The sequence below is a fragment of the Streptomyces barkulensis genome (assembly GCF_002843305.1).
GTDB lineage: Bacteria > Actinomycetota > Actinomycetes > Streptomycetales > Streptomycetaceae > Streptomyces > Streptomyces barkulensis.
Genome location: NZ_PGSG01000029.1, coordinates 146,777 through 171,722, shown reverse-complemented (window position 1 = coordinate 171,722; position 24,946 = coordinate 146,777). Strand labels below are relative to the sequence as shown.

Sequence of the window (24,946 nt, the reverse complement as noted above, 5' to 3'; positions counted from 1 at the left end):
CCGGGCACCTTGTCGGCGTTGTCCGTCAGGAACTTCTCGGTGGTGTAGACGAGCTGCTCGGCCTGGTTGCGGGTCTCGGCCGCCTCCCGGCGCCGGTGGTCCTCCTCCGCGTACTGCTCGGCCTCCCGCATCATCCGCTCGATGTCGTCCTTGGGCAGCGCCGAGCCGCCGGTGACGGTCATCCGCTGCTCCTTGCCGGTGCCCAGGTCCTTGGCCGACACGTGCATGATGCCGTTGGCGTCGATGTCGAAGGTGACCTCGATCTGCGGCACCCCGCGCGGCGCCGGCGGCAGCCCGGTCAGCTCGAACATGCCCAGCTTCTTGTTGTACGCGGCGATCTCCCGCTCGCCCTGGTACACCTGGATCTGCACGCTGGGCTGGTTGTCCTCGGCGGTGGTGAAGATCTCCGAGCGCTTGGTCGGGATCGTGGTGTTGCGCTCGATCAGCTTGGTCATGATGCCGCCCTTGGTCTCGATGCCCAGGGACAGCGGGGTGACGTCCAGCAGCAGGACGTCCTTGACCTCGCCCTTGAGGACACCGGCCTGCAGCGAGGCGCCGATGGCCACGACCTCGTCGGGGTTGACGCCCTTGTTCGCCTCCTTGCCGGTGAGGTCGCGGACCAGATCCGTCACCGCGGGCATCCGCGTGGACCCTCCGACCAGCACGACGTGGTCGATGTCGGAGACCGAGGTCCGGGCGTCCTTCACGGCCTGGTGGAAGGGCCCCTTGCAGCGTTCCAGCAGGTCGGCGGTCAGCTCCTGGAACCGGGCCCGGGTGAGCTTCTCGTCCAGGTGCAGCGGACCCTGGTCCGAGGCGGTGACATAGGGCAGGCTGATGGTCGTCTCCGTCGCGGAGGACAGTTCGATCTTCGCCTTCTCCGCCGCCTCGCGCAGCCGCTGGACGGCCATCTTGTCCTTGGCCAGGTCCACCCCGTGGGCGTTCTTGAACTGCTTGACCAGGTGGTCGACGATCCGCTGGTCCCAGTCGTCGCCGCCCAGGTGCGTGTCGCCGTTGGTGGCCTTCACCTCCACCACGCCCTCGCCGATCTCCAGCAGCGAGACGTCGAAGGTGCCGCCGCCGAGGTCGAAGACCAGGACCGTCTGGTCCTCCTTCTCCAGCCCGTAGGCCAGGGCGGCCGCGGTCGGCTCGTTGATGATGCGCAGGACGTTCAGGCCCGCGATCTCCCCGGCCTCCTTCGTCGCCGTGCGCTGGGCGTCGTTGAAGTAGGCGGGGACGGTGACCACCGCGTCGGTGACCTTCTCGCCCAGGTACGCCTCGGCGTCCCGCTTCAGCTTCTGCAGCACCCGCGCGGAGATCTCCTGGGCGGCGTACCGCCTGCCGTCCACGTCTCCCGTGGCGGGGAAGCGCCAGCCCTCCTCGCCCATGTGCCGCTTGACCGAGCGGACGGTGCGCTCCACGTTCGTCACCGCCTGCCGCTTGGCGACCTCGCCCACCAGCACCTCGCCGTTCCTGGCGAACGCCACCACCGACGGCGTGGTCCTGGCGCCCTCGGCGTTGGCGACGACCGTGGGCTCGCCGGCCTCCAGCACGGACACCACGGAGTTGGTGGTGCCCAGATCGATGCCTACCGCTCGTGCCACTTGTGGTCCCTCCTCTCGCCACCGCCGCCCACCGGCGCACGGTGCGGGAACCGGGCTTCTTATGCCTGTACCTCCTGCATAAAACTTGAGTCGACCCAAGTCAAGTGCGGCCGGGCGCGGCCGGAGGCCGCCATCCGGAGACACAGCGAGGCGGGCGGCACCCGTGGGTGCCGCCCGCCTCGCTGGAGCTTCTTCCGCCGGGGTGCGTCCCGCGCTACTCCCCCGTTATGTGCCGCACGAACCGGCCCCAGCCCTCGCGGCCGACCGCGAAGGCCGGGCGGCTCACGTCCTTGGAGTCCCGCACGTGCACGGCCTGCCCGGTGACGGCGACCTCGATACAGTTGTCGCCCTGGGTTCCGCTGTAACTGGACTTGAACCAGGCCAGTTCGGTGTTGCTGCTCATAGCGCTCCTCTGATCCGCTCCAGCAGGCCCGTGGACTCGTAAGGGCTGAGGGCCTGTGCGCGGAGTGTCGCATATCGCTGATGCAGAGTGGCGGCCTCTTTCGGGTCGGCGATGAAGCGGCCGCTCTCCTGCCCCTCCGAGTAGGCGAGGCGCTTCCCGTCCCGTGTCTCCAGGAGGGCGAGCGGACCGTCGAGCCCCGCGTGGCACACGGTGTCGGTCGGCATGATCTGGACGGACACATTGCGAAGTCGGGCGACGGTCAAGATGTGGTCCAGCTGTTCACGCGCCACCTCGTCACCGCCGAGGCGGCGCCTGACGATGTACTCCTCCATGACGAAGCTGAACAAGGTGTTGGGGCGTTCCCTGATGATCCGCTGCCGGTCCAGTCGAGCGGCCACCTGCGCTTCCATCTGCTCGTCGGACAGCGGAGGGATGCTGTTTTCGAACACGGCGCGCGCGTACCCCTCCGTCTGCAACAGCCCCGGCACCAGCCGGCACTCGTACGTGGCCAGGCTCACCGCGAGCCGTTCCAGGCGGGCCCACTGGCAGAACCAGGCGGCCAGGCCCGGTTCGCCGCGTGTCAGGTACTTGGCGGCCTTGCGCAGGGCGCCGGTGTCGCCGAGGGCGATCTCGGCCAGTTCCACGAAGGACTCGTCGGGCATCCGGCGGCCCAGTTCCACCGAGGCCACCGTGTGCTTGGAGTACCGCACCCAGGTGCCGAGTTCGGCGCGGCTCAGGCCCGCGTGCTCGCGCAGGGCCTGGACGACCGCGCCGAAGGTGCGCAGGCTGCTCGAGGGGGTCGGCTCCCCTCCCAGGTCCACTTCAGGGTCCGCTCCCGGATCCACTTCCTCCGTGGCGCAGGCGTCGTCTGTGGTCATGGGCGGCCCTCCCGGTGCTGTGCTGTACGCGCGGTCTCCCCCGCGGCCGAACCCGCCCAGAGTTACCGAAAGGGCCGCGCGCCGTCCACCCGGAGTGCGCGTACGGTCACCCGGCGTACGCGGTCCACCGCCAGGGCACGGGCGGTCAGCGCAGCGGCTCGAAGGGGGCGTCGCCCTCCTGGGCGTGGTAGGCGTGCAGCAGCGAGACCCTGGCGACCCGGCGTCCTTCCGCCACCGCCTCCCGCGCCGCCCCCCGCCCGGTGAAGTCCCGCCGCCCCCGCTCGTGTTCGACGAACGGCTCGATGGTGGGCGGGGCGTACAGCAGCGGCAGGTCGGCGCCGTCCCGGACCAGCGTGACGACGAGGCGGTCGCGGGTGCGCACGTCGCGGTACTCGTACCGTTCGGAGGAAGGGGAGAAGTTCACCGGCAGCGGTTCCGGCGAGCCGGTCCACCGGTCCTCGCCGAGCGCCTCCGCCCACTTCTCGCCGACCTCGCCCGGGTCGCCGTCGAGGACGACGTACCGCTCCAGCCGCCACTGGCAGCCCAGCGGGCCGGGCGGCTCGCCCTCGAAGGCGGGGTGGCGCAGGCAGTGGTCCTTCGCGGCGGCGCCCAACTGCCGTGACACGCCCGGCAGGCGGTCGACGATCTCCTCCAGGCGGCGTTCCCCCTCCGGACCGGCATCGCGACTGGCCGCGTCGACCTCGCCGGTGCTCGACAGGACGTCCATCGGCTCGGCCAGCCACACGTAGCCGTACCACCCCGCCGTGGCCAGGGCCGCCAGCACGGCCGCCGCCACTCCCGCGCCGACGACCCTGCGCCGCGCCCGCGATCCGGTCTTCCCCGTCATCCTCGACTCCCCCGCATCCCTGCCACCGGGCGGTCGCGGGTCCGCCCGCGCCCTCGTTCACCGCACCACGCTATGCCCCGGCCCGCTCAGCGCCCGGACGGGGATCGCGGCAGGGGCGGGCTCCGGGCCCGCCCCTGCCCGTCACCCCCCCTGCGCCCAGGCGAGCGTGATCCGCATGTCGCCGAACCGCCAGCCCGCCGGGGTCCTTACGGCGGTGCCCGCCACCCGCAGGCCGCTCGTGCGGTGGGGCGGTCCGCCGTCGCGGTGGAAGTACACGATCTGGTTCGCGGTGGCCTCGGCGCGGTCGCCGTCCACGCTCACCAGCACGTCCCCGTGCACATGCTGGGTGCGCTCCCCCTCGACCCGGCTCCGCCGCAGAAGGGCGGTCACCTCGCCGAGACCGTGCAGCTCGCCGCGCGGTGAGTGCACCACGACGTCGTCGCTGTAGACGGTGTGGGCGTCCTCGTGGCGGTGTTCGTCCAGCAGGTTGGCCAGACGGGCGAACAGGTCGGCGATCTCGATGCGGTCGGCGGTCCGGGTGTCGTCGGGCACGGCATCCCCCTTGCTGTGGAAAAAATGTTGGTCCGACCAACACTAAGGCAGTGTGTTGGTCGAACCAACACCGTTTAGAGTGGAACCCATGGACGAGCCCCCCGAGCGCCTGACGACGAAGCCGAGCTGGCTGATCGGCCAACTGTCCTTGTACGCACGCCGGTTGGCCTTCGACGGCTTCGCGGCCACCGGGGCGCGCGGATACCACTACCGTATCCTGGCCGCTCTGCACGAGTTCGGGCCCGCGAGCCAGGCCGAGCTCGGCCGCCGGTGCCGAGTCGACCGCAGCGACGTCGTGGCGGCCGTCGGCGAACTGGCCGAGCGGGGCTTCGTCGACCGGACGCCGGACCCGGACCACGGACGGCGCAACAGGGTGACGCTCACCGAGGACGGCCTGCGGCAACTGCGGCGCATGGACGAGGTGCTCGACCGGGTGCAGGACGACCTGCTCGGGCCGCTGTCGGCCGAGGACCGGCAGACCCTGACCCGCCTGCTCGGCCGTGTCCTCACCCACCACGAACCGCACTGATCCACCCGCCCCGCCCCGCCCGCCCGGCACACGGCGCCGCGCGGGGGCGCCGCCCAGGTGGTGCGGGCGGAGGTACGGCAGGAGGCGCGGTTCAGGCGGGCAGGGTGGCGAGCCAGTCGGTCAGCAGGCGGTTGACCTCGGCGGGCCGCTCCTGCTGGATCCAGTGGCCGCAGCCGTCGAGGATATGGGAGGCCACCAGGCCGGGCAGCGTGGTCGGATACGCCTCGATCGCGTCGGCCAGCCAGGTCGTGGAGGCGTCCAGGCCGCCGCCGATGAACAGCGAGGGCTGGGTGACGGGGGCGCCGTCGAAGGCGGCGAGGTCCTCCCAGTCGCGGTCCATGTTGCGGTAACGGTTGAGTGCCCCGGTGAAGCCGGTGCGCTCGAACTCCCCAGCGTAGAAGTCGAGTTCCTCCTCACCCAGCCAGGCGGGCAGCCGGCCGGCGGGGAACCGCTCCCGCATCGTCGCGCCCCTGCCGACGAAGTGCGGGTCGGGGGCGCCAGGTGCGGGCATGGTGTCGGCGGACAGGGCCGCGTAGAGGCCCGCGAGCCAGCCGCGCACATCGGGTTCGATCTCGGCCTCGGCGCGGCCGGGCCGCTGGAAGTAGGAGACGTAGAGTTCCTCCTCCCCTCCCATCCGTGCGAAGACCTCGCCGGGGCGCGGCCCGCCGCGCGGGCTGTAGGGGACGCTCAGCAGTCCCACGGCGCGGAAGACCTCCGGTCTGAGCAGCGCGGAGTTCGCGGCGATGGGCGAGCCCCAGTCGTGGCCGACGACCACCGCCGTCTCCTCGCCCAGGGCGCGTACCACCGCGACGTTGTCCTCCACCAGGTGAAGCATCCGGTAGGCGTCCGTGGCGGCCGGTCTGGAGGAGCGGCCGTAGCCGCGCACGTCGATCGCGACCGCGCGGTATCCCGCCGCCGCGAGGGCCGGCAGCTGGTGGCGCCAGGAGTACCAGGACTCCGGGAAGCCGTGGACGAGCAGCACCAGCGGCCCGCTGCCCTGCTCCACCAGGTGGATCCGGCCTCCCGGCGAGGGCACCGACCGGTGGGTGGTCTCCGTGGTGTGTCGCCCGTCGTGCTGTGGCATGGGGGCCTCCTCAAGGGCCGTGGGGCGCCGCCGTGGGGCGGGCCGGTCTTCTCCGGCCCTCCGGCGGCTCGGCTCCGATCATCTGGGAGACCCCGCCCGGAGGGCGAGCCCGTTTGCCGGTCCGGCAACCCCCTGCCCCGGCGGTGTGTGCCGGCACGGCCGGTCGCCCGCACCCGCGCCCGGTGGTTCCCGGGAGGGCGAACCTGTTCGGGGCACCGGCGAGTTCCTCATGAGTCGAGGGCGGCAGGTACTTCACCCGCTTTTCCGGCGAGGTGAGTCCCTGTCAGTCTCCTGTGGAATGCTGTGATCGTGGGCGCCGCCCTCCGGAGGACGGCGCCGTCTGCCGGAGCGTTCTCGGAGGGTGCCATGACCGGTTGGTCCGGGTCGGACCGCAGCGGGGGCGAAGCCGGCGACTGCGCCGAGGCCGCCGCTCGTTCCTCCGCCGTCCACACACACGGCTCCAGGTCCCCGGACGACCCGGTGTGCGCCGGCTCCCCCGCCGCCCGGGCGGCCCTCGTCGCACTCGGCAACGGAAGGTGAGGAAGTCATGGGCGATATGACCACGGAGTCGCTGGTGCTGCGGGTCGTCCCCGAAGCGGACGAGGATGGCGCCGAACTGGATTATCTGGCGGGCCAGTTGCGGACCGAACTGCTCGAACTGGATGTGGCGGGCGTCGATCCGCTGGCTGCGGACGACCTGCCCCCGCTGGCCAAGGGTGTGGGCACCACGGTGGGCGCGCTGCTCGTCCGGGTCGGCATAGCACAGGGCGCGCGTGCCGTGGTGGGCGCCGTCAAGCGGTGGGCGGCGCGCAGTGAGAAGTCGGTGGAGATCACGTTCGGCGAGGACTCGCTGAAGGTGACGGGCATCAGTTCGGAGCAGCAGGACCGACTGATAGAGATCTGGCTTGAGCGGCAGAACATCACTTCCTGAGCTGCCGCCCGGGCGGCGGTCCGCGCTCGTCGTCGCCGTGTCCGCGTACGCGGACGCCGGGCTGGCCCGGCTTCGGGCCCCGGCCAGGGACGCGGAGGCGCTCGCGGAGGTTCTGGGCGCCCCGGAGATCGGCGGCTTCGACGTGCGCGGGCTCACCGACCCGACAGCGCAGGAGATCCGCAGTGGCGTCGACGACTTCCTCTCCGGGCGGGGCACGGACGAGCTGCTGCTGGTGTATTTCTCCTGCCACGGTCTGCTCGACGCGCGCGGGCGCCTGTACTTCGCGGGCGCGGACACCCGCAAGGGGCGGCTCGCCTCGACCGGTGTCGAGTCCGGATGGCTGCTGGAGCAACTGGACGAGTGCCGGGCTCGGCGCCAGGTCGTCATCCTGGACTGCTGTTTCAGTGGTGCGTTCGCGCAGGGGGCGAAGTCCGGCGAGCGTGACGTGGACCTGGAGTCCCGGATCGTGGGGCACGGGCGAGGGCGGGCCGTTCTGACGGCCTCGCGGTCCCGTGAGTACTCCTTCGAGGGCGAGAGCCTGACGGGGACGGCCGTTCCGGAGGGTTCGGTGTTCACGACCGGTCTGGTCGACGGGCTCCGTACGGGCGCCGCCGACGCGGACGGCGACGGGTACATCTCGGTCGAGGACGCGTTCGACCACGCGTCCGCGTATGTGGCGGAGCGGGGAGCCGAGCAAACACCGCAGCGCTGGGTGTTCGGAGGCGAGGGACGGATCTGGCTCGCACGGGCGGCCACCGCGCCGCCCGCGACCGCTGGCGCGGCGAATCTGTGGTGGCCGGTCCAGCGGCGTCGCCGGTCGCGACGTCCACGCCCGGCCGGTGGCAGGCCCATCGCCCTGCGTGCTGCCACCGGGCCTGCGCCCACACCAGCGCCCGCATCCCCGCCCGCGCCCACGTCAGCGCCCACCCCTGTACCCACGCCGACGGCTGAGTCCGTGCGGGACCATGTCTTCCGTACCCGTGGCCGCACCCGTAGCGACCCACTGCACGCCTTGCCGGTCTGGGGCACCTCCGGCATCCCCGAGCAGGAGCGGCGGGTCACAGCCATGACCATTCGCTCCGGGGTCTCGATCCCGTTGGTCGCCATCTCGGTCGACGGCGGGCCCCCGCAGGTCTGGGAGGCTGTGCAGGGCCGTCACGTGAGCACACTGCCCGGTCTTGACGGCGAGGTCCGGACCATCACCTACGGTCCGAAAGGGGATTTCCTCGCCATCTCAAGCGACGACGGCAGCATTCGGCTCTGGGATGAGACCCGGAAACGGCCGCGCGTCCTGGCGGACGGCGAGGCGACACTCGCCACACGAATCGCCATCGCCCCGGGGAGCCGACGGCTCGCCGCCGACGGTGCCGACGGCTCGATCGTCGTCTGGGACACGTTCACGGGGCAGGTGGAGCGCAGCATCGACAAGGACCCCCAGGGGCGTGATCCGCTCATCACCGCACTGGCCTTCAGCCCCGACGGGTTCACTCTGGCCATGGGGACCAGCACGGGGGTGGTACGGGTGGTGGACACGCACTCGGGTAAACAGGTGGCAAGGGTGCAGTGCCACGAGAGCGAGGTGGCCGGTCTGACGTTCCGGCCCGACGGCCAACGGCTGGTGAGCGCCGGGGGCGCGGACGGCTCCGTGGTCCTCTGGGACGCTCGGAAGTGGCGTAAGCCCCGGTACCTCTTCCTGGTCGGCAGCGGGCATGTGGGGCGCGTCGCGTTCAGTCCGGACGGGGAACTCCTGGGTGTCGGTGCCGGATCCGGCGTACACCTGCTGGACCCGGACACCGGCGGCCAACTGGCCGCTCTGGGCCAGGGATCCGGTCAGGCCACCGATGTCTTCGCTTTCCCGCACTCCCACCTCCTGGCCACCGCCGGCACCAACGGTGAAGTGAGTTTCTGGGATCCAAGGACCGCGCGGCGGCTGTATCTCATGACAGGCGGCCACCGGACCAAGCCCGAAGCCCTCGGTTTCCTCCCGGACGGTCGGCATCTCATCACAGCGGGCCGCGACGGCGTGTACGTCTGGCAGTTCCAGTTCGGCGGTCATTCGATCGCTTACGTCTGGGAGCTGCCGTAACACCCGAAAATCCGTTCGCACCGGCCGCTTCGAAGCCACCTGCACGCCCCACCGGCCACAGCGTGTCCAGGGCCCGGATCGTGGTCCCGTGCACGGAAAGCGGGCAGTTGTTCGGCAGTGCACGCCCCCTCGACCGTCGCGGACAGCACACCACAGGCGCTGGTCATCGGACGCGGGTACGGCACGGTGCCAGGGCGGTTCGGGGGAGTGCCGTCCGAGGCGCGCTGTACGCGCGTCATGCGGTGGGGCCCGGGGCGGAGGACCGCTTGGCGGTGTCGCGCCGGGTGATGGCCTCGGCCACCTGCTCGACGGCGGTGCGCAGGAAGTCGCCGTAAACGCCCCCGGGGAGGCCGGGGAGATGCTGGCGGGCCGCTTCGATGTGCTCGGCCGCGGCGTCGAACGAACCGAGCCGGCGGTAGTCGTCGGCGAGGTTGAGGTGCAGGGACGGGTAGAGGGCGGCGACGCTCAGACCGGCGTGGTGTTCCCGAAGGCGCTGTTCGGTCACGGCGTCGGCGGCGTCCAGGGCCCGGACGTCCCAGGCCAGGGCCTGGGCGGGGTCCTCGTGGAGGTCCGCCAGGTGGTGCGCGAGGGTGCAGCGGTGCAGCGGGTCGCCGGTGGGGCCGATCGCGGACCACAGGTCCAGGAGTTCGCGGCGGGCGGTCTGTGCCTGGCCGTTCTGTCCTTCGGCGACGGCGGCGCCGATGGCCTCCATCGTCGGGTCGGGGGCGGCGGGTGCGGCGGAGGCGGGGGTGGTGGTCACTGGTGAGTGCTCCTCGTGGTTCTCGGTCAGGCGCGGTGGTCGGGGCCGGCGGGCATGGCCCAGGTGGTCAGGTCGCCGCGGTCGGCTGAGCGGACCGTAGCGGGCAGATCGGTCCCGCGCAGATCGAGCATCACATCGGGGCCGATGGCGGTGCTGACGGCCGGGTAGAGGGTGGTCAGCTCGAAGAAGACCCGCACCTCTCCTCCCGTCACGGTGGCCGGGAGCAGGGCGCCGGGGTGTTCGCCGGACGCCGGGAGGGCCAGGCCGTGCCGGGTGACGTGCAACTCGATCCGCTCGCCCGGGTGTTCCTCCAGTGCCCGCAGCAGCGCGTCCTTCGCCACCGTCGCGCGGGTGGTGGCCTCCGGCAGGGAGGCGAGCATCAGGTGGTGGTCGGGGAACTCCTCCGTCAGCACCCGGCAGTGCCGGTCCTCCCGTCCCGCCGTGCGCAGCCGGATACCGTACGGCGTCGCCTCGATCCGCACCAGCGGGCTGCGGCGCATCTCGCCTGTCGCGGAACGCAGTTCACCGCCGTCGACCGTGGCGGCCCAGGCCGTGGCCGCCGGTTCGGCGGGGACGAGTGTCCGGGTCGAGAGCCGGTACCGGTCGGTCGCGGTCAGCGCGACCGCCGAGGCGGTCGCCTCGACGCGCAGCCCGCCCAGTACCGGCAGCTCCGGATCGCACGCGGTCGCGGTCAGGACCTGCTCGACCGCGTCGGCCAGTACCGGCCCCTTCAGCGCGGCGACCGGCCGGCTCGGCACGCCGTGGAGCGAGGACTTGAGCGCGGCGGCGTCCCTCCGTACCGCCGCCGCGTCCCCGAGTACCTTCGCGACATGCTCGTCGATCAGCCGGGACGCCTCGCCGGGCCCGGCGTCGAGCACCGCCCTGGCTGTGGTCAAAGGCATGGCGATCCGGCGGAGCCGGCGCAGGGTGGTGGCCCGTGGCACCTGGTCGGCGCCGTAGTAGCGGTAGCCCGAGACCGGATCGGTCTCGGCGGGGGGCAGCAGCCCGGAGTCGGCGTAGAACCGCAGCGCGCTGGGGGTCAGACCGGTGCGCTGGGCGAAGACCCCGATGGGCATCAGCTCGGAATTCGGCACCCGGTCATCGTCGGGCTTCAAGCAGGTCGAAGGTCAACACCGGGTACGGGGTAAGGGATTCAGGCCCGGGCGCCGACGACGAGGTCGCTCGCGCGCAGGGACTCCACCAGGGCGGCGGGCGCGGTGGCGGTGGAGCCGGTGTTGTAGGGCGGCTGCGGGTCGTACTCGACGACGAGCTGCACGGCCTCGGCCACCTCGTCGCCGGCCATGCGCCCGGCCAGGTGGAGGGCGAGGTCGATGCCGGCCGAGACCCCGGCGGCGGTGGCGTACTTGCCGTCGGTGACGACCCGCTCCGGGGTGGGGACGGCCCCGAGGGCGCGCAGGCGGTCCAGGCAGATCCAGTGCGAGGTGGCCCGTCGTCCGGCCAGCAGCCCGGCCGCGCCCAGCAGCAGGGAGCCGGAGCAGACCGAGGCCGTCCAGGCGGTGCCCGCGTCGGCGCCGCGCAGCCAGTCCAGGACGGGCCCGTCCGCGAGCAGGTCCGCGACACCGGGGCCGCCGGGGACGAGGACGGCGTCGGGCTCCGTCACCTCCGGCAGTGCGGCGTCCGCGGTCAGGGCCAGACTGCCCATGTCGGTGCGGACGGGGCCGGGGCGGGCGGCGGTGAAGACCACCTCCGTGCCGGGGACGCGGGAGAGGATCTCATAGGGGCCGACGGCGTCCAGCGCCGTGAAGCGGTCGTACAGCAGGATGGCGACCTGCATCGTCTTCCTCCGGTTCGGTGGGTTCGATCAGGTTCGGTGGGTTTGCGGGCTCGGCTCAGTGGGCCTGGTGGGCCCGGTGGGCGGTGCGGAAGCGGCGCCGGTACTCGGCGGGCGGTACGGCCAGGGCACGGACGAAGGCGCGCCGCATCGCCTCCGGGGTGCCGTAGCCGCAGGAGCGGGCGACCTCCTCGACGCCGTCCCCGGTGTCCTCCAGGAGCCGGCGGGCCGTCTCCAGCCGGACCCCGTCCACGTAGCGTCCGGGCGTCGTGCCGACCTCGGCGGCGAAGGCACGGGCGAAGTGGCGGGGCGACATCGCGGCGCGGCCGGCCAGGGCCTCGACCGACAGGTCGTCGCCGGGGTGTTCGGCGATCCAGCGCTGGACCTCGCGCAGCGGGTGCCGCTCGGCGAGCTGGGCGGCCAGCTGTGTGCTGAACTGCGCCTGGCCGCCCGGCCTGCGCAGGAACATCACCAGGTGTCTGGCGACCAGGAGTGCGGTGTCCCGGCCGAGGTCCTCCTCGACCAGGGCCAGGGCCAGGTCGATCCCCGCCGTGACGCCGGCGGAGGTGGAGATGTTCCCGTCCCTGACGTAGATCGGTTCGGGATCGACCTCGACGTCCGGGAAGCGCCGGGCGAGGCTGTCGCAGCGCGCCCAGTGCGTGGTGGCCCGCCGTCCGGCCAGCAGTCCGGCCTCGGCGAGCAGGAAGGCGCCCGTGCACACCGACACCACGCGCTCGGCGGCCGGGGCCAGTTCGGCGATCCGCCGCACCACGGCCGGATCGGGATCGACCGTGCCGCGCCCGCCGGGCACCAGGAGGGTGTGGGGCGGTCCGGCGCGGTCGAGGTCCTCGTCGGGCAGCAGACGCATTCCGCTGCTGGTGCGCACCGGCCCGCCGCCGGGTCCGGCGGTCGTGATGCGGTAGGTGCCCGGCCGTCCGGTCGCCGTGCCCGCTCCCGCGAACACCTCCAGCGGGCCGGTCACGTCCAGGCTCTGCACGTCGTCGTAGAGGACGATGAGCACGCTGTGGGGCTTCATGCGCCTCAGCCTGGCAGCCGGCCCGGATGGCGGCAATGACGGCTTTCCCACCTTTCCTGCCATGGGAGGAGCCCGCCCCCACGCGCCGGTGACCGGGCCGGGACGGCGAACGGCCGGGGTCCGCGTGCGCCGGACCTACCATGCCCGCATGACCGTGGATCTGTTCGCAGGCATCTGTGTAGACGACTACGCGGCGGCACTGGACTGGTACGAACGGCTGCTCGGCTCCCCGCCGACGTTCGTCGCGAGCGAGACGGAGGCCGTGTGGGAACTGGCGGAACACCGTTCGGTGTTCATCGAGCGGCGGCCCGAGCACGCCGGCCACGCCCTGCACACCGTCTTCGTCGACGACCTCGACGCCCTCGTGGCCGGCATCACCGCCCGGGGCCTGGAGCCGGCCGACCGGGAGACCTATCCGAACGGCGTCCGCAAGGTCACATACCGCGATCCGGAGGGGAACGAGATCGGGTTCGGCGGCCCTCCGCTCTGATCGCGGACGGCTCGTACGGCCGACCCGCACGGCCGACTGGCACAGTCGGCACCCGGCGAGGGAAAAGATCCACCCCGCCATCTTCAACCTATAGCGCAACGGGGGCCTTGCGGCAAGACCCGGGTCTTGCCGCAGAATCATCGTCCTGGGCCGGAAACCGAGCAAATGACGGGTTTCACGCGCTTTGCGCGCTTCTGCGTGCTTACGGGAAGCGCGGAGCGGCCGGCCCGGGACCGATTCTCTTCACATGGGGGACTTCCGTGATCGACGTGATCATCGCCGGCGCCGGGCCGACCGGTCTGATGCTGGCCTGCGAGCTGCGGCTGCACGGTGTGCGCGTGGTGGTGCTGGAGAGGGAGGCGGAGCCGACCAGGGTCGTCCGCGCGCTCGGCCTGCATGTGCGCAGCATCGAGGTGATGGACCAGCGCGGTCTGCTGGACCGGTTCCTCGCGCACGGCACGCAGTACCCGGTCGGCGGATTCTTCGCCGGCATCCCCAAGCCCTCGCCCGAGGGGCTGGACACCGCGCACTCCTACGTCCTGGGCATCCCGCAGCCGGTCACCGACCGCCTGCTGGCCGAGCGCGCCGCCGAGCTGGGCGCCGAGATCCGGCGCGGCCGCGAGGTGACCGGGCTGGAGCAGGACGAGGAGGGGGTGACCGTCGAGCTGGCCGACGGTACGCGGCTGCGCTCGCGCTACGCCGTCGGCTGCGACGGCGGCCGCAGCACGGTGCGCAAACTGCTCGGCGTCGGTTTTCCCGGCGAGCCCGCCGGGGTCGAGACGCTGCTGGGCGAGATGGAGGCGACCGAGGACCCGGCGGTGATCGCGTCCGTGGTGGCCGATGTGCGCAAGGCCCAGCTGCGGTTCGGCGTCGGGCCCGTCGAGGAGGGCGTCTACCGCGTCGTCGTACCGGCCGAGGGGCTGGCCGAGGACCGCACCGTCCCGCCGACGCTGGAGGAGGTCAGGGAGCGGTTGCGGGCGGTCGCCGGCACCGACTTCGGCGTGCACTCGCCGCGCTGGCTCTCGCGTTTCGGCGACGCCACCCGGCAGGCCGAGCGCTACCGGGCCGGCCGGGTGCTGCTGGCCGGCGACGCCGCCCACATCCACCCCCCGGTCGGCGGCCAGGGTCTCAACCTCGGCATCCAGGACGCCTTCAACCTGGGCTGGAAACTGGCCGCCGAGGTCGGCGGCTGGGCGCCGGAGGGGCTGCTGGACGGCTACCACGACGAACGGCACCCGGTGGCCGCCGACGTACTGGACAACACCCGCGCGCAGATGACGCTGATGTCCACCGAGCCCGGCCCGCGGTCGGTGCGCCGGCTGGTGTCGGAGCTGATGGACTTCGAGGAGGTCAACCGGCATCTGACCGAGAAGATCACCGCGATCTCGGTCCGCTACGACTTCGGCCGGGGCCACGAACTGCTCGGCCGGCGGCTGCCGGATGTGAAGCTGGGGCGGGGCCGCCGCCTGTACGAGCTGACGCGCGGCGGACGCGGGCTGCTGCTGGACGGGACCGGCCGGCTGTCGGTGGCGGGCTGGGCGGACCGCGTCGACCATGTCACCGACACCGGCGGGGAGTTGGACGCGCCCGCGGTGCTGCTGCGCCCGGACGGCCATGTGGCGTGGGCGGGGGAGGAGCAGTCCGGGCTGCTCGACCACCTGCCCAGGTGGTTCGGCCCCGCCACCCCCGGCTGAGCCGGGGTGGGGTCCGGGGCGGCCGTCTCAGCCGTCGGGCGTCTGCCGCCCGCTCCGCCCTTCTCGGGCTTCTTCCCTTGTCACTGCCGGCGCCGAAGGTCCCTCGTTCCGTCCAATACCTCGGAGGTTCCGGCACCTCCGTTCCGTACTCACCGGTCACTCCGCGGGGACGGGCGTACGCCCAGGCAGGCGACGATGTGCGCCGCCCACGGGTCGAGGAAGAGCTGGAAGTAGAAGCCGCCGCAGGGCCGGTCGTCCACGTAACCGATGAGAACGTGGTCGCCCGTGTAGGCACGCAGGTCGGCGACCGCCCCGGGAAAACCGATGGAGGGCTGCCCGGCCTTGCGCACGCGACGCTCCCTCCTTGCGTACATGGCGGCGATCCAGTCGGCCTTGGCCTCCCCTTCCCAGACCTCGTGCTCCGCGCCCCTCGCCAGAGCCTTCGCGCAGAGGACTCCGACCTCTCCCCCTTTGGCCCGCAGCAGCCGCTCCAGGTCCTTCCCGGTCATCAAAACCTTCCTCCCCGTTGTGAGCGGGGCAAGGCCCACCCCCTGAGCCCTGCCGCGTCCACGAGCGACCCGGCGCGGCTCTCGACGTGTGGCCGTACGGTCATCATGTCGCAGGGGACCGACCGGCAGCGGTGGTGGACGCTCGGAAAGCGGCGCCGCCCCGGCGGGGGCTCAGGCTTCGGTGAGCCGGGGGGCGTTTGCGTCCCCGGCCCGCTTCCCGGGTGCCGTACGCGGGGTGAGGAGGAAGGACAGGGTCATCAGCGCGGTGGCCGCCACCGGCACCCAGCCAACGCCCGCGACGCCGATGACGGCGCCGCCGAGCGCGCCCGCCACACCGGTGCCGAGGTAGAGGCCGCTGATGTTCAGCGCGAGGGCGGTCATCGCCGCCCGGGGTCCGGCCGCGCCCATGATGCTCCCCTGGACCGGAGGGTTCAGACCCCACGCGAACACCGCCCAGAAGGCGATGACCGCGCCCAGCACGACCGGGTCGCCGATGCCGCCGAACACCAGGGCCGCGGCCAGCGCCAGCGCGAGGGCGTGCCCGCCGACGACCAGGCGGAGGCTGCGGCGCGGACCCAGCGCGTCGGCCGCGCGACCGGCCAGTACCGCGCCGAGCAGACCGGCGACGCCGACGGTCAGGAGCATCACCGACAGCAGCCCGTGGGAGCCGCCGGCGACCTCGGCGGTGTAGGCCGCGAGATAGGTGTAGAACATCAGGCCGCCGCTCGCCGCCAGGAAGGTGACCGCCACCAGGCGCAGCACGGCCGTGTTCCGCAGCGGGGCGAGCCGCTCGCGCAGCGGTGCGGGCTCGCTGCCGCCGATGCGCGGCGCGGTGGCCAGGAGTCCGAGCGCGGCCACCGCCCCCACCGCGGCGATCAGCCAGAACGTCGCCCGCCAGCCGAAGGCTCCGCCGAGCCACGTCCCCAGCGGCACACCGGTGAACAGCGCCGCCGTCATACCCGCCGTGACCACGCCGAGGTAGCGTCCCCGCATGCTCTCGGGCGCGCCCATGGCCGCCGTGGTGAAGGCGGCCGAGGTCACCACGGCCGCGGCCAGGGCGGCGAGCACCCGGGCCGCCATCAGCGGCCAGTACCCCGGCGCGAGCGCGGCGGCGGCGTTGGCCAGCACGAAGACCAGCAGGCCCGCGATCATCACGGTGCGCTTGGGGAAGCGTTCAAAGGCGACCGCCAGCGTCGGCGCCCCGAGCGCGTAGACGACGGCGAACACCGTCACCAGCTGCCCGGCCGCCGGGACGCTCACGTCCAGGTCGGCCGCGACGGCCCTGAGCACACCGGCGATGATGAACTCGTCGGTGGCCGTGGCCAGAAGGGTCAGGAACAGCACCGCGAGCCAGCTCGGCGGAGTGCTTCTCATGTCGGGCGAACCTCCGTCACGCGCGCCGGAGCAGCGAGGGAACGGGAGACCGGCCCTTGCGCTCAGGGGACGCGCGCTCGTAGCGATGGGAACCGGGACCCGGGCGGCGGCGGGCTCCACGCCTGCCGCCACCCGGATCCGCGCACTTCCGGGACGCTAGGTGGTGACACCGGTGTCAGGGTCAAGCCCGCTCCCCCGGCCCCGGCCTCCGGCCCGCTCCGCGTGCCTTCCCGAGGAGCTCCTCGAACCCGTCGGCTCCGGACCGGGTGCGCAGCAGGGCGATGCGGCGGACCAGTTCCTCGCGGTGGCGCCGGAGCAGGGCGGCCTTCTCGTCGATGACGGCCAGCCGCTCCTCGTACATCGAGATCGCGTGGTCGGCGTCGGAGCAGGACATGAAGTCGGCCATCTCCATGGACAGGCAGGGCTCGACCCGCAGGATGTCCTCGACGGTCAGCCCGGAGGCCAGCAGCTCCCTGACGTTGAGGACCCTGTTGACGGCCTCCTCGTCGTACTCACGCCACCCTTTGGCGGTGCGGTGGGACCGCAGCAGCCCCTTCTGCTCGTAGTACCGGATGGACCGGCGGCTCGCCCCGGTCCGCTCGGACAACTCCCCGATCTGCACGTGTCTCCCTTTCACGGCGAAGGCCCACGAGGCGGCCGCCGGCCGCGTCACGGCCGGCGGCGCACAACGGACAACCGCGGCGACGCACCGGCTGCTTCCCCCGTCGATGCGGCGGGCGGCGGGCGGCGGACCGCGGCCCGTGGTCGGCGGACCGCCGCTGCTCCTGGGTGGCTTGCCGCGTCACCCCGGCAGCGTAGCCCGCGGGCGAGCGGGGCAGCCCGCGGGCGAGCGGGGCGTTCCGGCCGTTCCGGCGCGGACGGATCCCGCCCTCCCGGCCCGCCGCCTCAACTCGCGGGCAGGGGAGCCGGGTTGCCCTGGTGGGTGAAGGCGGCCCAGTGGTGGAGGCGGTGGAGGTCGGGACGGGCGGCCTCGCGGCGCAGGAGACCGCCGAGGGTGGGCGGGGGCTCGCGGTGCGGGTCGAGCATCCACATCTGGGCGGCGCGCAGGGCGTCCGGCGGGGCCAGCCCGCCGGCGGTGAGATGGTGGTGGAAGACCGCCATCATCACGGAGGTCGGCCCGTCGCGCACCGCCCAGCGGGATCCCACGACATCGGCGGCACCGCCCGCGACCAGTGCGGTGGCGAGGGTCAGCGCCTCGTCGTGGTGGCGCGTGCTCAGATCGGTCTCGCAGGCGCTGAGCACGACCAGCGGGCCCGCCGCGTCCGTCCGGCGTCCGGCGGCGCCGTCCAGGATCGCGGCCACGGTCAGCCGGCCGGCGTCCCGGCCCGCGCCGGGCGGGGACGCCAGCCGCAGCGCGGAGCCGGTGGGGCGCGGCGCGGCGAGGGCGTGGCAGGACAGATGGACCACGGACGCCGGCGACGCACCGCCGGGCAGTACGGCGAGCAGTTCCTCCGGCGTGCCCGCGGCGTCCCGGGCCCCGTCGGCGGTGAGGAACTCGCCGTAGCGGAGCGCCCCGGGGTAGCAGGCGGTGCGCAGGGCGACCGTCTCCACCTCGGCCCACGGCAGGGTCAGTTCCGGGTCGGCGACCAGGACCTGCCGGCCGGCGGCGGGAGGGATCCGGCGCCGGCCGGCCGCGGCCAGGAACTGGGCGCCGGAGGGGGCGTAGCCGAGGACGGCCTCCTGACAGGCGTAGCGGTGGCCGTGCTCCCCGGGGCCCCGGGTGCGTGCCGCGTGCCACGGCACGGCGCCGAGCCGGCCGCAGGGCACCAGCACGATCCGCGGGGGGCGGGCCGGCCCGTCCGGCGCCGTCGGACGTACGGCCGCGAGCAGCGGTCCCATCACCGCCTGCCAGGCCCACTCGCACAGGGTGTCCAGCGCCTCCTGCCAGCGCTCCTCGCGGCCGGCCGGCCGTGACACGTCCGCGTCCGGGTCGGCGAGCACCCGGGAGCGTTCCGCCGCGGCGTCGAGGTACCGCTCCAGCGGCGGGCCGCCCGGGTCCTTCAGCTCCGGCAGGGGGAGCGTGGCCGGGGCCGCGCCGGGGCGCAGGATGAGCGCGTGGCCGGGGAACGAGCCGCTGGGCAGCGGCATGCCGGGCACCAGGTAGACCAGCGCGTCGGTGCCCGTGGCGGCGAGGCCGGCGGTCAGCCCGGCCGCGTCCGCCGCGCCCACCAACCGACGGACGCCCGGACCTTCCCCGACACCGGGGCGGACGCCCAGCGCGGTCAGCGCCCTGCGCCGCAGGGCGCTGGGAACCGGCGGACCGGCGGCCGGCTGCGGGTCCGCAAGGGCCCGGGCGGGGACCTGGGCGCGCCACTGCCGGGCCAGTCCGGAGTGGCCCGCCGCGTCGAGGAGTTCGGGGACGCTCCGGGAGGCGGCGGCCGTCTGGAGCACCAGGGCGCGCCCCTTCTCCAGGTCGGCCACCGCGTCGGCCGGCCGCCGGGTGAGGAAGGCCGCGAAAGCCAGCCGCCGTGACAGCAGGGCGCCGCTGAGGGCCGCCGACAGCCCGTGGTCGGCCCCGGCCTGGAGCAGGACGTCGGCGGCCAGTTCGCCCAGCGCCTCGCGGGTGACCTCCACGAACGCCCGTCTGTCCGCGTCTCTGTGCGGGCCGCCCCGCGCGGCGCGCACGACATGGGCCTCGGCCAGCTTCGTCAGGATGTCCACACGGTGCTTTCCGCCGCGTCCCCCGGCGAGCAGCGCACGGGCCCGGGTCAGCTCGGTGACGGCCTCGTCCAGCAGCGCCGGGGCCTTCTCGTCGCGCAGTGCGGCCTGGAACAGCAGCAGGCCGAGTTCCGCGCGCCGGTCGTACTGCTGGTCATGGTAGATCTCCGGGTCACCGAGGCTCCGGCGGAGCCTGGCGATCTCCTGCTCCAGGGCTTCCGGCCCAGTCTGTTCCTGCCCGGTCTGTTCCTGCCCGGTCCGATCCGGTCCGGCGGCCCGCCGGACCCGGCGCGCACGTGCGCTCAGTTCGTCGAGCCGGCTCAGCCGCTCCGCCAGCTCCTCACGCCGGCCGCTGTGCGGCGGCAGGGCGGCGTACCGGCCGCGGAGCTCCTCCCTCAGACGCGGCAGGGCCCGGTGGTCTCCGGTGCGCTGGGCGCGGTACAGCTCGAGGTCGGCGGTGGAGAGCACCAGGCCGAGCGCGAACGGCGCGTCGGGGGGCACCGAGCCGTCGCTCTCCAGGGCGGCGCGCAGGCCGCGCAGGGTGGCCAGGGACGCCTCCGCGTCGTGGAAGCTGCCGCCGAACACGGCGGCGTGCTCCAGGACCTCGGCCAGATCCGCCCCCAGGGCCAGCGCCCACCAGGAGCCGGCGGGGCTCGCCCGGACCGCCTCCCCGAGCAGGGCGGCGGCGTCCTCCAGATAGCCCGGATCACCGGTCCGGTAGGCCAGCAGCCGGTCGAACCTGGCCGCCATGCGCCGCTCGCGCAGGCCGAGGTGGGCGACGAAGTCCCTCAGCCGGCTGTCGAGGTGGGGGATTAGTCCCGGTTCCACGGTGGCGCCGACCGGCCACTCCGTGAGGCGGTCGCCCCCGCCGCCGTCGCCGTCACCGTCCGTTTCCGGCGCTGGGCGCTCCACGGCGCTGAAGTCGGCCGCTCCCGGCGCCAGGGAGTCCAGCGCCACCAGCAGATAGGCGTGGAGCCTCGCCACCCGGACGCGCTCGGGCGCGTCCGGCGGCAGCGCGCGCAGTGCCCCGAGCGCCAGGCCGGCGGCGCGGCGGACACCGTCGGCGTCCGCCGCGCCGCGGGCCGCCGCCCTGCTCAGCAGCGGTACCACTTCCGGGTCCAGTCCCAGGACCGCGAACGAGCCGTCGTCGAACCCGGACCGCAGGGCGACGACCAGGTGGGCGAGTACGCGGGTGAACCGCGGGGTGCTGTACGAGCCGGCCAGGTCCAGCAGACCGCGGACGGCGGGGAGCAGGCCGTCCTCGGTGCCGGAGGCCTCGAAAGAGGTCCCGGCCCCGGAGGGGGAACCGGAGCCGGAGGGGGTGCCGGCCCCGGAGGAGGGACCGGCTTCGGAGGGAGGGGAACCGGCGGCGAGCATCCGCTCGATGTCCTGCTTGATCCTCGCCGCCTGCCGGTGGAACTCCCGGTCGAACGGAGTCTGGTCGACCGGGGCCTCGGCGATGCGGCCGGCCACCTCCCGGGCCTCGGTGAGGTCCCGGCGCAGCGTCCGCGTCAGCGCCCGTCCGTCGGCCGCGGCGAGCAGCGCGTCCAGAAGGGCCGTGCGGGTGCCGTCGGGGCGGGGCAGGGCCCAGGGCGCGAGCAGAACGAGCAGCACCATGCGGGCCTGCAGCGCGACCGTGTCGGCGAGCGACCCGTTGCGGTCCGTCCACCGCAGGCGCCGCAGCGCCTCGGCCCGCTCCCCGGGATCGGGGGACGGGCTCTCCCGCCTGCTCATACAGCGCGCGCCGAGCAGGAGGCCCAGGCACACGAAGACGGCGGAGAAGTCCTCCCCGCTCTCCACCAGCTCCCTCTCGACGGCGGCCAGCCGGCCGATCGCCGGCCCCAGGTCCTCCTCCGCGGGCCATGTGCCCGGCGCCCGCGGGCTGCCCAGCAGCCGCCAGGCCTCGAAGACCGCTTCGGCCGCCCGCTCCCGCGGCTCCGCCGCCCCGGTGCCGTCGCCCCGCCCGCCCCCGGCAGCCGCCGGCTCCCCCTCCGCCACTTCCCCGCTCACCTCCGTACCGGCCGGGAGATCTCCGCGCGCAGCGGTTCCAGGAGCCCGTTCGCCCGCCCGATCCCGGCGTCGGAGCCGAGATCCAGGATGCCCTTCCCGGGCATTACGTCCAGTGGTTTGCCGTCGCAGTGCGCGAACCGGTCGTGGAAGAGCACCAGGGCGTGCCGCGGCCGGTCGTGCCGGGACTGCCAGATCAGTCCCATGGCGTCGGGGGCCTGCGCCCGGATCTCGCTCGCCCAGCGCCTGGCCGGCACGTAGTTCCTCTCGTCCTCCAGCAGCGCGGCCTCCTGGCAGACCGCGGCCAGGTCCCTCGACTCGATCAGGGAGACCAAGGTCAGCTCGCACCTGGTGCGCAGCACACTCAGCGAGCGGCCCCGGACCGTGGCGTAGGGGATGCGGCGGCGGCCGGCCGGCGGTTCGAAGGGCCGGGATCGCAGCACGCTCTCCGCGAGGGCCGTGGTCGCGGTGTCCGCCAGGTACAGGCAGTGGTACGGGTCCAGCGGCGTGCCGTCGAAGCGGTTGCCGTCCCTGAACTCGAAGGGGTCGGCGAGTTTCGGGTTGAACTCGTTCGGTTCGTAACGGGTGTTGTGCACCCGCCACAGCTCCGTGCCGGCCGGGATCACCCGGCGGTTGGGGCGCAACTCCAGCGAGGTCATGGGGAAGAGGCCGCTCATCAGTCCCCCTCCACCAGCGCGGCGGCCGCTTCGACCAGCCGCCGGTCGGGCAGCCGGCCGAGGAGCGCCGCGGGCGTCCCGTCCAGCCAGGTGTTCGCGCTGAGCCACCAGGCCGCGGCCCCCCAGGGGTCGATGTCCGCGAGGAGGAGACGGTTGACCTCAAGGACGACCTCGTGCGGGGTGCCGCCGTCCGCGGCGAACTGGAACCGCGGGTAGCGGTCGCCGAGTTCGGGGTCCGGAAGTCTGATCAGCTCGGGCGGCGGCGCCGCGCCGGCGCACCGGGCCCGCGCCTCGTCCGCGGAGAGGGCCGGCGCCCGCAGCAGCTCGTCCGGCGCACCGTCGGCGCCGACCCCGGCGGCAGCTCCGGCGGCAGCTCCGGCGGCGGCCCCGGCGGCGGCCCCGGCGGCGGGTGGCTGCGAGGGGGCCGCCGCCAGCAGCGCCACCAGTTCCCGTGCCCCCGCCACGGCCCCCGGCCCGGGCGGCGCGGCGGCCAGCCGGACGGAGTCCAGCGCGGCGCTCACCGGATGGCCGAACGGCAGCGGCAGCAGGGCGAGACGGACGCCCTGGAGTGCCCTGCGGACCGCCGGGCCGTCGTCGGGCGCCGCCGCGGCGAGTGCTTCCAGTCCGGTGAGCAGTTCCGCGTACCGCTCGTCGTCGAGCGCCTCGCGGATGGCGGCCCGGTGTTCCCCGATCAGCGCGAGCAGCCTGTCGGCCCGGCCCTCACCGCCCTCGTTCATCCGGTCTCCTTTCCTCCGGCCGTCCCGGTCCGCCCCGGCCCGAATCCTCCGGTGAACGGGGGCGACCGGTGTCTCCGCCACGGTCCGGCGCCCCCGGTGGCAACGCCACTATGCCGACCCGCCGGGCGTACGGTGGCGGGAACCGGCGCTTTCGCCGCCGGACGACCGGGACACGCCCAGGTCGGTCCTCATCTCGCGCCGCGCCTCCCGCAGCCCGCGCCACAGCGCGTCGATCCTCTCCTGTGCGGCGGCGGCGCAGTCCCCCGTCCGCGGCACACCCTCGTCCAGGCGCCGGAGCATGCCGTAGACCGCGCCCAGTTCGCGGCTGAGGGCGCCCGTGAGTTCGAGCACCCGCTCCGGCACCCTCAGCTGGGCCTCCGCGTACACCTCACGGTGCCGGTCGCGCGCCTCGGTCAGCCGCTGCCGCACGGGGCGCGGGTCCTCGTCACGGCCCAGGGCGTGCAACTGGTCGGTGAGCGCGGCCAGATACCGCCGGGTCGCGGTGTTGAACGCCACGTAGCACGACCGCAGCTCCTGTGTCCCGCTGCGCCGCTCCCACGTCCGCTCGGCCCGCTCCTGTTCGCGCTGCCGGCCGCGGTCCGCCGCACGCTGGGTCAGCAGCGCGGACAGCAGCGTCCCGACCACTCCCACGGCCGCGGCCAGCAGGGTGGTCGCGCTCCCCACGTCCATACGGCCTCCGGTGCTCCGCTCCGCGGTGTCGATCACGTCACACCACCAGCGAAGCAGCGCACCTCCCTCGTGTGAACGCCCCGCCCGGAGAACGCCCGGTATCCGGCCCGTCACCGGCCGGACGCACGGCCCGGGGGGCCCACGAGGGGGCTCATGCGCGGCATAAGGCCTGCTTGCCAACGCTTCCGCGCGCGCACTACTGTCGCCACGCCTTGGTGAACGGGAAATCCGGTGCGATACCGGTGCGGCCCTCGCCACTGTGATCGGGAAGTCCGGCTCCAGCCCTCGCGGGCGGCCACTGGGTCCTTCGGGGCCCGGGAAGGCGGAGCCCGGGCGGTGGTACCCGTCAGCCAGGAGACCGGCCAGGGCGCGTCAACCATCCACGAGGTGCTGGAGAGGGTCTGTCCGGTCATGCACATAGCCGAGGGCTTCCTGCCCCCCGCGCACGCGGTCGCCTGGGGCGCCGCGTCCGCTCCGTTCATCGTCCACGGAGTCCGCCGTCTCACCCGTGAGGTCAGGGAGCATCCCGGGAGCACTCTGCTCCTGGGCGCCTCCGGGGCCTTCACGTTCGTCCTGTCGGCCCTGAAGCTTCCCTCGGTGACCGGGAGTTGCTCGCACCCCACCGGCACGGGGCTGGGGGCCGTCCTGTTCCGGCCGCCGATGATGGCGGTGCTGGGCACCATCACGCTCCTCTTCCAGGCGCTGCTGCTCGCGCACGGCGGCCTGACCACGCTGGGCGCCAACGCCTTCTCGATGGCGATCGCCGGCCCCTGGGCCGGATACGCCCTCTACCGGCTGCTGCGGCGGTCCGGCGCGCCGCTGATGGCCGCCGTCTTCTCCGGCGCGTTCGCCGCCGACCTGTCCACCTACTGCGTCACCAGCGCGCAGCTGGCGCTGGCGTTTCCCGACCCGTCCGGCGGGTTCTGGGGCGCGCTCGGCAAGTTCGGCTCCATCTTCGCCCTCACACAGATCCCCCTCGCGGTGAGCGAGGGGCTTTTGACGGTGTTCGTGATGCGGCTGCTGGTGCAGTCCAGCCGGGGCGAGCTGACCCGGCTGGGCGTGCTGGTCTCCGGCGGGCGGGCCGGGGCGGAGAAGGCCGCCGGCAGCGGGGCGGTGGCCTGATGAGCGTGACGAAGAGGGACACCGGGATCAACGTCCTGCTGCTGCTCGCCGTGGCCGCCCTCGCGGTCCTGCCCCTGGCCCTCGGACTCGGCGACCACAAGGAGGAGCCTTTCGCCGGCGCCGACGCCGAGGCGGAGACGGCGATCACCGAGATCGAACCGGACTACGAGCCGTGGTTCTCCCCGCTGTACGAGCCGCCGTCCGGCGAGGTCGAGTCGGCGCTGTTCGCCCTGCAGGCCGCGCTCGGCGCGGGCGTCGTCGCCTACTACTTCGGCCTGCGCCGCGGACGCCGCCAGGGCGAGCGGCCGGCCGGGGCGCCGGGGGAAGCACCGTCGGGCCCCCTGCCCGGGGCACGGCCGGAAGCGCGGCCGGGGGCGCAGTCGGGAGCGCAGTCGGGAGCGCCGCCGGAGGAAACCGGGGACACCGCGGGAGGCGCCGGGGGCACCGGGGCCCGGGAGGTCTGATCCC

General features: G+C 73.8%; 25 protein-coding genes and 1 riboswitch. Of the genes, 8 read left to right on the top strand and 17 right to left on the bottom strand.

Going from position 1 to position 24,946, the window contains the following annotated elements:
• The 5 genes from dnaK to CUT83_RS07465 form a co-directional block, all read right to left on the bottom strand.
• A partial coding sequence (gene dnaK / locus CUT83_RS07490) for a molecular chaperone DnaK (RefSeq protein ID WP_101255092.1) occupies positions 1 to 1,601 on the bottom strand: 1,601 nt, incomplete at its 3' end.
• 214 nt (positions 1,602 to 1,815) lie between these two features.
• Complete coding sequence (locus tag CUT83_RS07485; RefSeq protein WP_101255091.1) at positions 1,816 to 2,004, bottom strand: DUF397 domain-containing protein; 189 nt, start codon at positions 2,002 to 2,004, stop codon at positions 1,816 to 1,818.
• Complete coding sequence (locus CUT83_RS07480) at positions 2,001 to 2,882, bottom strand: helix-turn-helix domain-containing protein (protein ID WP_101255090.1); 882 nt, start codon at positions 2,880 to 2,882, stop codon at positions 2,001 to 2,003. Before CUT83_RS07480 ends, CUT83_RS07485 begins: the two co-directional genes overlap by 4 nt.
• A 145-nt stretch (positions 2,883 to 3,027) precedes the next feature.
• On the bottom strand, positions 3,028 to 3,729 hold the full coding sequence (locus CUT83_RS30045) for a hypothetical protein (protein ID WP_158238978.1): 702 nt from the start codon (positions 3,727 to 3,729) through the stop codon (positions 3,028 to 3,030).
• A gap of 141 nt (positions 3,730 to 3,870) precedes the next feature.
• Positions 3,871 to 4,281, bottom strand: coding sequence for a nuclear transport factor 2 family protein (locus CUT83_RS07465; RefSeq protein ID WP_101255088.1), 411 nt, complete (start codon positions 4,279 to 4,281; stop codon positions 3,871 to 3,873).
• An 88-nt stretch (positions 4,282 to 4,369) separates the two neighbouring features.
• Here CUT83_RS07465 and CUT83_RS07460 point away from each other — a divergent pair, with 88 nt between their 5' ends.
• A complete protein-coding gene (locus tag CUT83_RS07460; protein WP_101255087.1) occupies positions 4,370 to 4,810 on the top strand; it encodes a MarR family winged helix-turn-helix transcriptional regulator in 441 nt (146 codons plus the stop codon).
• A 91-nt stretch (positions 4,811 to 4,901) separates the two neighbouring features.
• Here the strand turns inward: CUT83_RS07460 and CUT83_RS07455 are convergent, their stop codons facing one another.
• Positions 4,902 to 5,894 carry an alpha/beta fold hydrolase gene (locus CUT83_RS07455; protein ID WP_101255086.1) on the bottom strand — a complete coding sequence of 331 codons (993 nt, stop codon included), beginning with the start codon at positions 5,892 to 5,894 and terminating at the stop codon, positions 4,902 to 4,904.
• A 366-nt stretch (positions 5,895 to 6,260) separates the two neighbouring features.
• Here CUT83_RS07455 and CUT83_RS07450 point away from each other — a divergent pair, with 366 nt between their 5' ends.
• The 3 genes from CUT83_RS07450 to CUT83_RS07440 are packed head-to-tail and all read left to right on the top strand — an operon-like array spanning position 6,261 to position 8,911.
• Complete coding sequence (locus tag CUT83_RS07450; RefSeq protein ID WP_101255085.1) at positions 6,261 to 6,434, top strand: DUF397 domain-containing protein; 174 nt, start codon at positions 6,261 to 6,263, stop codon at positions 6,432 to 6,434.
• A 7-nt stretch (positions 6,435 to 6,441) separates the two neighbouring features.
• Positions 6,442 to 6,825, top strand: a complete 384-nt coding sequence (locus CUT83_RS07445; RefSeq protein ID WP_139238140.1) for a hypothetical protein — start codon at positions 6,442 to 6,444, stop codon at positions 6,823 to 6,825.
• Positions 6,800 to 8,911 carry a caspase, EACC1-associated type gene (locus CUT83_RS07440; RefSeq protein ID WP_101255084.1) on the top strand — a complete coding sequence of 704 codons (2,112 nt, stop codon included), beginning with the start codon at positions 6,800 to 6,802 and terminating at the stop codon, positions 8,909 to 8,911. Before CUT83_RS07445 ends, CUT83_RS07440 begins: the two co-directional genes overlap by 26 nt.
• A 235-nt stretch (positions 8,912 to 9,146) precedes the next feature.
• Here the strand turns inward: CUT83_RS07440 and CUT83_RS07435 are convergent, their stop codons facing one another.
• From CUT83_RS07435 to CUT83_RS07420, 4 genes are all read right to left on the bottom strand, one after another.
• On the bottom strand, positions 9,147 to 9,623 hold the full coding sequence (locus CUT83_RS07435) for a hypothetical protein (RefSeq protein WP_101255105.1): 477 nt from the start codon (positions 9,621 to 9,623) through the stop codon (positions 9,147 to 9,149).
• Positions 9,624 to 9,697: 74 nt separating this feature from the next.
• Positions 9,698 to 10,765, bottom strand: coding sequence for a DNA polymerase III subunit beta family protein (locus CUT83_RS07430; protein WP_101255083.1), 1,068 nt, complete (start codon positions 10,763 to 10,765; stop codon positions 9,698 to 9,700).
• Positions 10,766 to 10,824: 59 nt separating this feature from the next.
• Positions 10,825 to 11,466 (bottom strand): DJ-1/PfpI family protein, encoded by a 642-nt coding sequence (locus CUT83_RS07425; protein ID WP_101255082.1) that lies wholly within the window; start codon positions 11,464 to 11,466, stop codon positions 10,825 to 10,827.
• 55 nt (positions 11,467 to 11,521) lie between these two features.
• Positions 11,522 to 12,499: a GlxA family transcriptional regulator gene (locus CUT83_RS07420; RefSeq protein ID WP_101255081.1), complete on the bottom strand. Its 978-nt coding sequence runs from the start codon at positions 12,497 to 12,499 to the stop codon at positions 11,522 to 11,524.
• Positions 12,500 to 12,647: 148 nt separating this feature from the next.
• On the opposite strand from CUT83_RS07420, the gene CUT83_RS07415 reads away from it, so the two are divergent.
• Both CUT83_RS07415 and rox read left to right on the top strand, forming a co-directional pair.
• Complete coding sequence (locus CUT83_RS07415; RefSeq protein ID WP_101255104.1) at positions 12,648 to 12,989, top strand: VOC family protein; 342 nt, start codon at positions 12,648 to 12,650, stop codon at positions 12,987 to 12,989.
• A gap of 260 nt (positions 12,990 to 13,249) precedes the next feature.
• Positions 13,250 to 14,683, top strand: a complete 1,434-nt coding sequence (gene rox, locus CUT83_RS07410; protein ID WP_101255080.1) for a rifampin monooxygenase — start codon at positions 13,250 to 13,252, stop codon at positions 14,681 to 14,683.
• Between the two features lie 149 nt (positions 14,684 to 14,832).
• On the opposite strand, the gene CUT83_RS07405 is transcribed toward rox, so the two are convergent.
• The 7 genes from CUT83_RS07405 to CUT83_RS07375 all read right to left on the bottom strand — a co-directional run bounded on the left by CUT83_RS07405 (position 14,833) and on the right by CUT83_RS07375 (position 23,392).
• On the bottom strand, positions 14,833 to 15,192 hold the full coding sequence (locus CUT83_RS07405) for a hypothetical protein (RefSeq protein WP_101255079.1): 360 nt from the start codon (positions 15,190 to 15,192) through the stop codon (positions 14,833 to 14,835).
• A gap of 171 nt (positions 15,193 to 15,363) precedes the next feature.
• Positions 15,364 to 16,566, bottom strand: coding sequence for an MFS transporter (locus CUT83_RS07400; protein WP_101255078.1), 1,203 nt, complete (start codon positions 16,564 to 16,566; stop codon positions 15,364 to 15,366).
• Positions 16,567 to 16,747: 181 nt separating this feature from the next.
• Positions 16,748 to 17,188 (bottom strand): MerR family transcriptional regulator, encoded by a 441-nt coding sequence (locus tag CUT83_RS07395; RefSeq protein ID WP_101255077.1) that lies wholly within the window; start codon positions 17,186 to 17,188, stop codon positions 16,748 to 16,750.
• A gap of 284 nt (positions 17,189 to 17,472) precedes the next feature.
• The gene (locus CUT83_RS07390) at positions 17,473 to 21,243 is read right to left on the bottom strand and encodes a CHAT domain-containing protein (RefSeq protein WP_101255076.1); all 3,771 of its coding nucleotides are present in this window, start codon (positions 21,241 to 21,243) and stop codon (positions 17,473 to 17,475) included.
• An 8-nt stretch (positions 21,244 to 21,251) separates the two neighbouring features.
• Complete coding sequence (locus CUT83_RS07385) at positions 21,252 to 21,929, bottom strand: RES family NAD+ phosphorylase (protein ID WP_101255075.1); 678 nt, start codon at positions 21,927 to 21,929, stop codon at positions 21,252 to 21,254.
• Complete coding sequence (locus CUT83_RS07380; protein WP_101255074.1) at positions 21,929 to 22,666, bottom strand: hypothetical protein; 738 nt, start codon at positions 22,664 to 22,666, stop codon at positions 21,929 to 21,931. The genes CUT83_RS07385 and CUT83_RS07380 overlap by 1 nt, the downstream gene beginning before the upstream one ends.
• Before the next feature lie 108 nt (positions 22,667 to 22,774).
• Positions 22,775 to 23,392, bottom strand: coding sequence for a hypothetical protein (locus tag CUT83_RS07375; RefSeq protein ID WP_240958308.1), 618 nt, complete (start codon positions 23,390 to 23,392; stop codon positions 22,775 to 22,777).
• A gap of 160 nt (positions 23,393 to 23,552) precedes the next feature.
• A riboswitch (cobalamin riboswitch) is annotated at positions 23,553 to 23,737 on the top strand.
• Between the two features lie 30 nt (positions 23,738 to 23,767).
• Between CUT83_RS07375 and CUT83_RS07370 the strand changes: the two genes are divergently transcribed.
• Both CUT83_RS07370 and CUT83_RS07365 read left to right on the top strand, forming a co-directional pair.
• Positions 23,768 to 24,478 carry an energy-coupling factor ABC transporter permease gene (locus CUT83_RS07370; protein WP_101255102.1) on the top strand — a complete coding sequence of 237 codons (711 nt, stop codon included), beginning with the start codon at positions 23,768 to 23,770 and terminating at the stop codon, positions 24,476 to 24,478.
• A complete protein-coding gene (locus CUT83_RS07365; RefSeq protein ID WP_240958309.1) occupies positions 24,478 to 24,942 on the top strand; it encodes an energy-coupling factor ABC transporter substrate-binding protein in 465 nt (154 codons plus the stop codon). The genes CUT83_RS07370 and CUT83_RS07365 overlap by 1 nt, the downstream gene beginning before the upstream one ends.
• Positions 24,943 to 24,946: the final 4 nt, after the last annotated feature.

What these genes read in the sequence shown, in the direction of transcription:
- CUT83_RS07485 (WP_101255091.1), bottom strand. Translation starts at nt 2,004, where the DNA reads ATGAGCAGCAACACCGAACTGGCCTGGTTCAAGTCCAGTTACAGCGGA.
- CUT83_RS07480 (WP_101255090.1), bottom strand. Translation starts at nt 2,882, where the DNA reads ATGACCACAGACGACGCCTGCGCCACGGAGGAAGTGGATCCGGGAGCG.
- CUT83_RS30045 (WP_158238978.1), bottom strand. Translation starts at nt 3,729, where the DNA reads ATGACGGGGAAGACCGGATCGCGGGCGCGGCGCAGGGTCGTCGGCGCG.
- CUT83_RS07460 (WP_101255087.1), top strand. Translation starts at nt 4,370, where the DNA reads ATGGACGAGCCCCCCGAGCGCCTGACGACGAAGCCGAGCTGGCTGATC.
- CUT83_RS07455 (WP_101255086.1), bottom strand. Translation starts at nt 5,894, where the DNA reads ATGCCACAGCACGACGGGCGACACACCACGGAGACCACCCACCGGTCG.
- CUT83_RS07450 (WP_101255085.1), top strand. Translation starts at nt 6,261, where the DNA reads ATGACCGGTTGGTCCGGGTCGGACCGCAGCGGGGGCGAAGCCGGCGAC.
- CUT83_RS07445 (WP_139238140.1), top strand. Translation starts at nt 6,442, where the DNA reads ATGGGCGATATGACCACGGAGTCGCTGGTGCTGCGGGTCGTCCCCGAA.
- CUT83_RS07435 (WP_101255105.1), bottom strand. Translation starts at nt 9,623, where the DNA reads ATGGAGGCCATCGGCGCCGCCGTCGCCGAAGGACAGAACGGCCAGGCA.
- CUT83_RS07425 (WP_101255082.1), bottom strand. Translation starts at nt 11,466, where the DNA reads ATGCAGGTCGCCATCCTGCTGTACGACCGCTTCACGGCGCTGGACGCC.
- CUT83_RS07420 (WP_101255081.1), bottom strand. Translation starts at nt 12,499, where the DNA reads ATGAAGCCCCACAGCGTGCTCATCGTCCTCTACGACGACGTGCAGAGC.
- CUT83_RS07415 (WP_101255104.1), top strand. Translation starts at nt 12,648, where the DNA reads ATGACCGTGGATCTGTTCGCAGGCATCTGTGTAGACGACTACGCGGCG.
- CUT83_RS07405 (WP_101255079.1), bottom strand. Translation starts at nt 15,192, where the DNA reads ATGACCGGGAAGGACCTGGAGCGGCTGCTGCGGGCCAAAGGGGGAGAG.
- CUT83_RS07400 (WP_101255078.1), bottom strand. Translation starts at nt 16,566, where the DNA reads ATGAGAAGCACTCCGCCGAGCTGGCTCGCGGTGCTGTTCCTGACCCTT.
- CUT83_RS07385 (WP_101255075.1), bottom strand. Translation starts at nt 21,929, where the DNA reads ATGAGCGGCCTCTTCCCCATGACCTCGCTGGAGTTGCGCCCCAACCGC.
- CUT83_RS07380 (WP_101255074.1), bottom strand. Translation starts at nt 22,666, where the DNA reads ATGAACGAGGGCGGTGAGGGCCGGGCCGACAGGCTGCTCGCGCTGATC.
- CUT83_RS07370 (WP_101255102.1), top strand. Translation starts at nt 23,768, where the DNA reads ATGCACATAGCCGAGGGCTTCCTGCCCCCCGCGCACGCGGTCGCCTGG.
- CUT83_RS07365 (WP_240958309.1), top strand. Translation starts at nt 24,478, where the DNA reads ATGAGCGTGACGAAGAGGGACACCGGGATCAACGTCCTGCTGCTGCTC.